This window comes from Actinoplanes sp. NPDC004185, from assembly GCF_053603475.1.
This window is the reverse complement of the sequence record NZ_JBSGFR010000105.1, coordinates 1-7208: the sequence shown is the minus strand read 5'-3', so window position 1 is coordinate 7208 and position 7208 is coordinate 1. Positions and strand designations below refer to the sequence as shown.

Genomic DNA, 7208 nt, shown 5'->3' with positions numbered 1-7208 from the left:
GTCGAGGCGGCCGCCGGCGCGGCCGGGCGGCCCGGCGTCGTGCTGCTGCCCGCGATTCCGCTCGCCCTGGTCGGTGCGGTGCTCGGCCTGGAGGAGGATCTGGGGGCCTGGAGCCGGTGGGCCTACCTGCTCTTCTTCCTGTACGGCTTCGTGCTCGCCACCGACGAGCGGTTCGCCGCCGCGTTACGCCGCCACGCCCGGGCCGCCGCCGTCCTCGCCGTCGTCGCGTTCGGGGCGAGCGCACCCGGCTTCATCAGCGAGGGCACGGACCTGTTCACCGGCATGGCACCGCTGGCGGTCGTCTCGCGGGTTCTGTTCAGCGTGTCCGGCTGGTGTGCCCTGGTCGCCCTGCTGGGCCTGCTCGACCGGCCCGGTCCGGCTGCCGCGGGCCCGGGCCGGGAAGGCTCCTCCACGCGCACTTATCTCGCCGAGGCGGCCCTGCCGTTCTACGTCCTGCACCAGCCGATCGTGGTGGCGGTGGCCTATCTCGTGGTCCCCTGGCGAGCCCCGATCATCGTCGAGTACGCCATCGTCGTGGCTGTCTCGTTCATCCTGACGTTCGGGGCGTACGACATCCTGGTCCGGCGTACCCGGATCACCCGGTTCTTGTTCGGTATGCGCCCGGAGAGGACGTGACGATGCACGTCGAGATCGAGAGTGAGACCCGCCTGTGGTTCGGTCCCGGGGTGCCGGTGCGGGCCGCCTCGGCCATCGCCGCGTTCGGTGACGGCTGGCTCGTCGCCCAGGACGACGCCACCCACGCCGCCTGGTTGCGGCCTGGCGGGGTCACCGCGGTCCGGGTGATCGCGGCGGTCGACGGCCACGAGACCTTCAGCCCGGCCGAGGGGACCAAACATCTGAAGCCGGACTTCGAGGCGGCGGTCGCCGTCGACGGCGGGGTGCTGCTGCTCGGCTCCGGCTCCACCGCGGCCCGGATGCGCGCCTCGCTGGTGACCGGGCCGGGGGCTTTCCGCATCATCGACCTGACCCCGGCGTACCACCGGGTCGCCGCGACGCTCGGGCTCGCGCCGGACCAGCTCAACCTGGAGGGCGCGGCCCGGAACGGCGACCGGCTGCGCTGGTTCCAGCGCGGCAACTCGGCGGCGGGCGTGCCCTCCGCGGCGGTCGACGTCGACCTGTCCGCCCTGCTCGCCGGGGAGCCGCCCGACGTGCGCCGGCCCTGCCGCTACGACCTGGGCACGGTCGGCGGGGTGGCGCTGGCGGTCACCGACGCGGTGGCCCTGCCGGACGGCCGGCTGCTGGTGTCCGCCGCCGCGGAGGACACCCCGAACGCGGTCGACGACGGTCCGGTGGTCGGTGCCGCGATCGCGCTGCTGGACGACGAGCGGGTGCTCGCGGTGGCCGCGGTGCCCGGCGGGCCGTACAAGATCGAAGGGCTGGCCGTCCGCGCCGCCGGGCCGGGCGAGGCCGCGCTGATCGCGGTCGTCGACGCCGACGACCCGCTCGCCGCCTCCAGCCGGCTCGACCTCCGGATCACCTGGTGATGTTCAGCGCGGCGCGATGAGGGAAGCAGGATGGACATGGCAACGATTTTGGTGACCGGATCCAGCGACGGCATCGGACGGCAGACAGCGAGCACCCTCGCGGCGGACGGGCACCGGGTGGTCCTGCACGCCCGCAACGAGGAACGGGCCGCGCAGGCCCTGGCCTCGGTGCCGCAGGCCACTGCCGTGGTGCGCGGCGACCTGACCTCCCTGGCCGAGACGCGGGAACTGGCCGAGCAGGCGGCGGCCGTCGGCCCGTACGACGTGGTGATCCACAACGCCGGGGTGGGCGGGGGCCAGGACGCGCCGGTGCGCACCGGTGACGGACTGGAACGCATCTTCCAGGTCAACGTGCTGGCGCCGTACGTGTTGACCGCCCTCATCCCCTGGCCCGCGCGGCTGGTCTACCTGACCTCCGGGCTGGAGTCCGGCGGTGTCCCCCGCCTCGACGACCTGCAGTGGCAGGATCGCGACTGGGACGGCATGCAGGCGTACAGCGATTCCAAGCTCTACGACGTGATGCTGGCCCTCGCGGTGGCCCGGCGCCGGCCGGAGGTGCTCAGCAACGCCGTCGACCCGGGCTGGATCAAGACCCGGATGGGCGGCGCCGGCGCGACCGACGAGCTGCCGGCCGGGGCCGAGACGCAGCTCTGGCTGGCCACCAGCGACGAGCCGGCGGCCATGGTCACCGGCCGCTACTTCAAGCGCCGCCGTGACCTGCGGGCCAACCCGGCAGCGTACCGCGAGGAGCTGCAGGAGGAGCTGCTGGCCGCCTGCGCCGAGCTGTCCGGGGTGAAGCTGCCGGACTGAGCGGGCGCCCGGCCGAGCGGACCCCGGCGCGGTGCCGGAGAATCATCGACCATGAGTGATCAAGCCGCCGCCCGGGTCCGCGACCTCGACATCGTCGTCTACGGGGCCACCGGCTTCGTCGGAGAGCTGGTGGCCGCCCACCTGGCCGGGCACGCCCCCGCGGGCACCCGGATCGCCCTGGCCGGAAGGTCGGCCGAGCGGCTCGAGGCGGTCCGGTCCCGCCTCGGGGTGGACTGGCCGCTGCTGGTGGCCGACTCGGGCGACGTCCCCGCCGTCGAGCGGCTCGCCGCCGCCGCCCACGTCGTGATCACCACCGTCGGCCCGTACGCGAAGTACGGCCGCGCCCTCGCGCACGCCTGCGCCGCGGCCGGCACCGACTACGTCGACCTGACCGGCGAGGTGATCTTCGCCCGGGCCAGCGCGGACGAGAACCACGAGCTGGCCCGCTCGACCGGCGCCCGGATCGTGCACTCCTGCGGCTTCGACTCGATCCCGTCGGACCTCGGGGTGCACGTGCTGTGGCAGCAGGTGCGGGCCGACGGCGCCGGTGAGCTCACCGACACCACGCTAGTGGTCACGAGCATGCGCGCCGGGATCAGCGGCGGCACCATCGACTCCATGCGCCACCAGCTGGACGTGGTCCGGCGGGACAAGGCGCTGCGACGGCTGGTCGCGAACCCGTACTCGCTGAGCCCGGCACCGGCCGACGAGCCGGACCTGGGCCGGCAGGAGGACATGGTGCTGCTGCGGGGCTCGGAGGTCGACCCGTCGCTGCGCGGCAGCCTGGGACCGTTCGTGATGGCCTCCTACAACTCGCGGGTGGTGCGGCGCAGCAACGCCCTGCGGGGCCACGCGTACGGCCGGGCGTTCCGTTACCGGGAGGCGATGAGCACCGGCACCTCGCCGCTGTCGCCGGTGCTCGCCGCGGGCACCAAGGCCGGGCTCGGCGCGCTGGTCGTCGGTCTGTCCCTGCCGCCGACCCGGTTCCTGCTGGACCGGATCCTGCCCAAGCCCGGCGACGGTCCGGACGAGCGGACCCGTCAGCGGGGGCACTTCACCATGGACCTGTTCACCACCACCAGCACCGGCGCGCGCTACACGGCCCGGTTCCGCGCCAAGGGTGACCCCGGCTACCAGGCGACCGCGGTCATGCTCGGCGAGTCGGCGCTGGCCCTGGCGCTGGACCGCGCGGAGCTGCCGGAGTCAGCGGGCGGCGTGCTGACGCCGGCCACCGGGATCGGTGACGCACTGGTGAAGCGGCTGCGGGCGGCGGGCATGGAGATCAATGCGCGGCGGCTCGACGCCTGAGCACTGTCCGATTTAGGTACTCGGGGTCGCCCGGCCGGCCGGGCCGGGGTTAGCGTCCGGGGATCGCCCGCAACGCCGCGTGGAGGTCCTGGATGCGCAGAGTCGCCCTCATCTCGTCTGTCGTCATCGCTCTGGTGCTGGCGGCGGTCGCGCCCGCCGGCGCGCAACCCACCCCGTTCCGGCCCGGCGCGCCGGGCATCGGTGACCCCTACTTCCCGCTGGCCGGCAACGGCGGTTACGACGTACGCCACTACGGCCTGGACATCAGATACACGCCGGCCACCGACGTGCTGGCCGGCACCGCCACGATCACGGCCCGCGCCACCCAGCACCTGTCCGCGTTCAACCTCGACTTCGACGGCCTGACCCTGCGGTCGCTGACCGTGGACGGCCACCCGGCGGCCTGGCAGCGGGCCAACGGCGAGCTCACCGTCACGCCGCGGCGTGGGCTGCGCAAGGGCCGCACGTTCACCGTGGTGGCCCGCTACGACGGCGTGCCGCAGATCATCGCCGACCCCAACCTGGGCTCGTCCGGGGTCTTCACCACCGACGACGGCATGGTCATCGTCGGGCAGCCCGAGGTCGCCTCGACCTGGTTCCCGGTCAACGACCATCCCCTGGACAAGGCCTCCTTCACCACCCGGATCACCGCGCCGCGGGGCCTGCAGTCCATCTCGAACGGCGTGCTGGTCGGCACCACCACCCGGCACGGCTGGACCACCACCACCTGGAACGCCCGCGAGCCGATGGCGCCGTACCTGGCCACTGCCACGGTCGGCGAGTATCAGGTGAAGAAGTACTCCAAAGCCGGGGTCGAGTACCTGGACGCGCTGGACCCGAAGCTGTTCAAGCCGGCCGCGGCACCGCGCACCGGCACGCGGGTGGCGTTCACCCAGGACGGTGAGCCGGCGTACAAGCGGCTCACCCACACCGTCGACGTGCCCGCCGGCGGGGCGACGCTGAGCTTCTACGTCACCCGCGACACCGAGCCGGAGTGGGACCACTTCTTCGTCGAGGCGCACACCGCCGGGGCGGACGACTGGACCACCCTGCCGGACGCCAACGGGCACACCAGCACGGACCCCGCGGCCCTCTGCTTCTACGGGCCGCAGACGTACCCGTTCCTCACCCACTACCTGACGCCCGGCCCGGACGACACCTGCGCGGCGCCGGGCACCACCGGCACGTGGAACGCCGCGAGCGGCAGGAGTGACGGCTACGAGCAGTGGTCCGTCGACCTGTCCGCGTACGCCGGCAAGCAGATCGAGGTGTCCCTGAGCTCGGTCAACGACCATGCCATCACCGAGGCGGGCGCGTTCGTCGACGACGTGGTGGTCTCCACCGGCCAGGGCACGACGTCCTTCGAGGACGACGGTGACACCCTGGACGGCTGGGTCCCCGGCGGTCCTCCGCCCGGCAGTGAGCCCAACCCGAACACCTGGATCGCCGGCACGGTGGACCAGTTCCCGCCGACCGTCGGTGACCGGGCCGCGGGTTCCCTGGCCCGCGAGCCGGAGATCATCTCGTTCCTGGCCGAGAACTTCGGGCCGTACCCGTTCTCGGCCGCCGGCGGCATCGTCGACAGCTCGGACCGGTTCGGCTTCGCGCTGGAGACCCAGACCCGCCCGGTCTACGCCCAGGTCTTCTTCAGCTCTCCGGAGTCCGGCGACTCCGTGGTGGTGCACGAGCTGGCCCACCAGTGGTACGGCGACAGCCTGGCGGTGGCGAGGTGGCAGGACATCTGGCTCAACGAGGGCTTCGCGACGTACGCGGAATGGTTGTGGAGCGCGCGCGAGAAGCACGGCACCGAGCAGGAGATCTTCGACGCCAACTATCAGGGGCTCTTCCCGGAGTTCTGGTCGCTGCCGATCGGCGACCCGGGCCCGGAACACCTGTTCGACTACCCGGTCTACCTCCGTGGCGCCATGACGCTGCACGCGCTGCGCATGACGGTCGGCGACCGGGCCTTCTTCACCATCCTGCGGACCTGGGCCTCGACCCGGCGCGGTGACAGCGTCACCACGCCGGAGTTCATCGCTCTGGCCGAGCGGATCTCCGGCAAGTCCCTGGACGCGCTGTTCCAGGCCTGGCTGTTCAGCCCGACCCGGCCCGAGCCGGCGACGCCCCCGGCGAGCTCCGCCCGGGCTGCCACCGCTCCGCACCCGGTTCTCCGGCACCTGCGCCGCTGACCCGCCGGTCCCGCCCCCGCAGCACCGGGGGCGGGACCGGCCGAGCTGGGACGCAATCGTTGACCACCTGTCCAAAATTCCGGAAGTCAGCCCCTGCACCGGTCCGTGGTAGTGATAGTGAGCACATGACCACGGTGATCGACCCGACCCAGCCTGCCCGCGGACGGCCGTCGTTCGCCGACCTCAGTGTCAACGTGAAGGTGCTCGCGGCCGTGGCGGTCGCAGCCCTGGTGGCCCTGATCGTCGGCATCAACGGCATCCGGTCCCTCAGCGACGCCAGCGACTCCGCCCAGCGGATCTACCGGAGCAACGTGGCGAGCGTCGGCTCCGTCGGCGACATGCAGACCGCGGCCTGGCGCGCCCGTTCCAGCGTCGCCAACCAGGCGCTCGCGCTCGACCCCGCGACAACCGCCAAGTTCGGCGACGCCTTCGGCAAGGACGTCGACGCGTTCACCGCGGCGCTGGCGGCGTATCGGGCGAGCGAGCCGGCCGGAGATCCGGCTCTCATCGCCAGGGTGGAGTCGAACTTCGCGGCATACGTCAAGATCGTCCGGGACGAGATGCTGCCGGCCGGAGCGAAGAACGACCTGGTCACCTGGAACAAGCTGCGTGACACCAGGACCCTGCCGCTGCTCACCCCGTTCTACGAGGATCTGGGGAGGCTTGACGAGGCAGAGACGGCCGACGCGGCCAAGAACGCCGCCGCGGCGAAGTCGGGCTACGAGTCCAGCCGGCTCACCTCCATCATCACCCTGATTGTCGGGGTGCTGCTCGCCCTCGCCCTGGGCGCACTGGTGGCCCGCCGCATCGTCAGCGCGCTCAGCCGGGTCAAGGACGTGTGCGAGGCTCTCGCAGCCGGTGACCTGACCAAGACGGCCGGGCTGACCTCCCGGGACGAGCCGGGCCAGATGGGCCGGGCGCTCGACGCCGCTGTGACCCGGCTGCGCCAGACCGTGACCACCATCGACGGTTCCGCGTCGTCGCTGGCCAGCGCCTCCGAGCAGATGACCGGCACGGCCCTGCAGATCGCCGCGTCCGCCGAGGAGGCCTCGGTGCAGGCGCAGGCCGTCTCCGCCGCAGCCGAACAGGTCTCCCGCAGTGTGGACACGGTGTCGGCCGGCAGTGAGGAGATGGGTGCGTCGATCCGGGAGATCTCGCAGAACGCCACCGAGGCCGCGCGGGTCGCTGAGGAGGCCGTCTCGGTGACGGCGTCGACGTCGGCGACGATGAACAAGCTCGGGGAGTCCTCGGCCGAGATCGGCAACGTCATCAAGGTGATCACCTCGATCGCCGAGCAGACGAACCTGCTGGCCTTGAACGCGACCATCGAGGCGGCCCGCGCGGGTGAGATGGGTAAGGGCTTCGCGGTGGTGGCCTCGGAGGTCAAGGATCTGGC

Annotated in this window: 6 protein-coding genes; all 6 read left to right on the top strand. The window is 72.4% G+C overall.

What is annotated here, in order from left to right; all coding sequences use genetic code 11:
- Positions 1-636 (top strand): acyltransferase family protein (locus ACWEOZ_RS43945; RefSeq protein ID WP_451916613.1); only part of this gene is annotated, 636 nt, incomplete at its 5' end.
- A 2-nt stretch (positions 637-638) separates the two neighbouring features.
- Positions 639-1505, top strand: coding sequence for a DUF6910 family protein (locus ACWEOZ_RS43940; RefSeq protein ID WP_451916614.1), 867 nt, complete (start codon positions 639-641; stop codon positions 1503-1505).
- Between the two features lie 36 nt (positions 1506-1541).
- Positions 1542-2315 carry an SDR family NAD(P)-dependent oxidoreductase gene (locus ACWEOZ_RS43935; protein ID WP_451916612.1) on the top strand — a complete coding sequence of 258 codons (774 nt, stop codon included), beginning with the start codon at positions 1542-1544 and terminating at the stop codon, positions 2313-2315.
- Positions 2316-2366: 51 nt separating this feature from the next.
- Positions 2367-3623, top strand: a complete 1257-nt coding sequence (locus ACWEOZ_RS43930; RefSeq protein ID WP_451916611.1) for a saccharopine dehydrogenase family protein — start codon at positions 2367-2369, stop codon at positions 3621-3623.
- A 92-nt stretch (positions 3624-3715) separates the two neighbouring features.
- Positions 3716-5812: a M1 family metallopeptidase gene (locus ACWEOZ_RS43925; RefSeq protein ID WP_451916610.1), complete on the top strand. Its 2097-nt coding sequence runs from the start codon at positions 3716-3718 to the stop codon at positions 5810-5812.
- 125 nt (positions 5813-5937) lie between these two features.
- Positions 5938-7208 (top strand): methyl-accepting chemotaxis protein (locus tag ACWEOZ_RS43920; protein WP_451916609.1); only part of this gene is annotated, 1271 nt, incomplete at its 3' end.

Bases quoted from the DNA above. Each gene is read 5' to 3' on its own strand.
- ACWEOZ_RS43940 (WP_451916614.1), top strand. From the start codon at position 639: ATGCACGTCGAGATCGAGAGTGAGACCCGCCTGTGGTTCGGTCCCGGG.
- ACWEOZ_RS43935 (WP_451916612.1), top strand. From the start codon at position 1,542: ATGGCAACGATTTTGGTGACCGGATCCAGCGACGGCATCGGACGGCAG.
- ACWEOZ_RS43930 (WP_451916611.1), top strand. From the start codon at position 2,367: ATGAGTGATCAAGCCGCCGCCCGGGTCCGCGACCTCGACATCGTCGTC.
- ACWEOZ_RS43925 (WP_451916610.1), top strand. From the start codon at position 3,716: ATGCGCAGAGTCGCCCTCATCTCGTCTGTCGTCATCGCTCTGGTGCTG.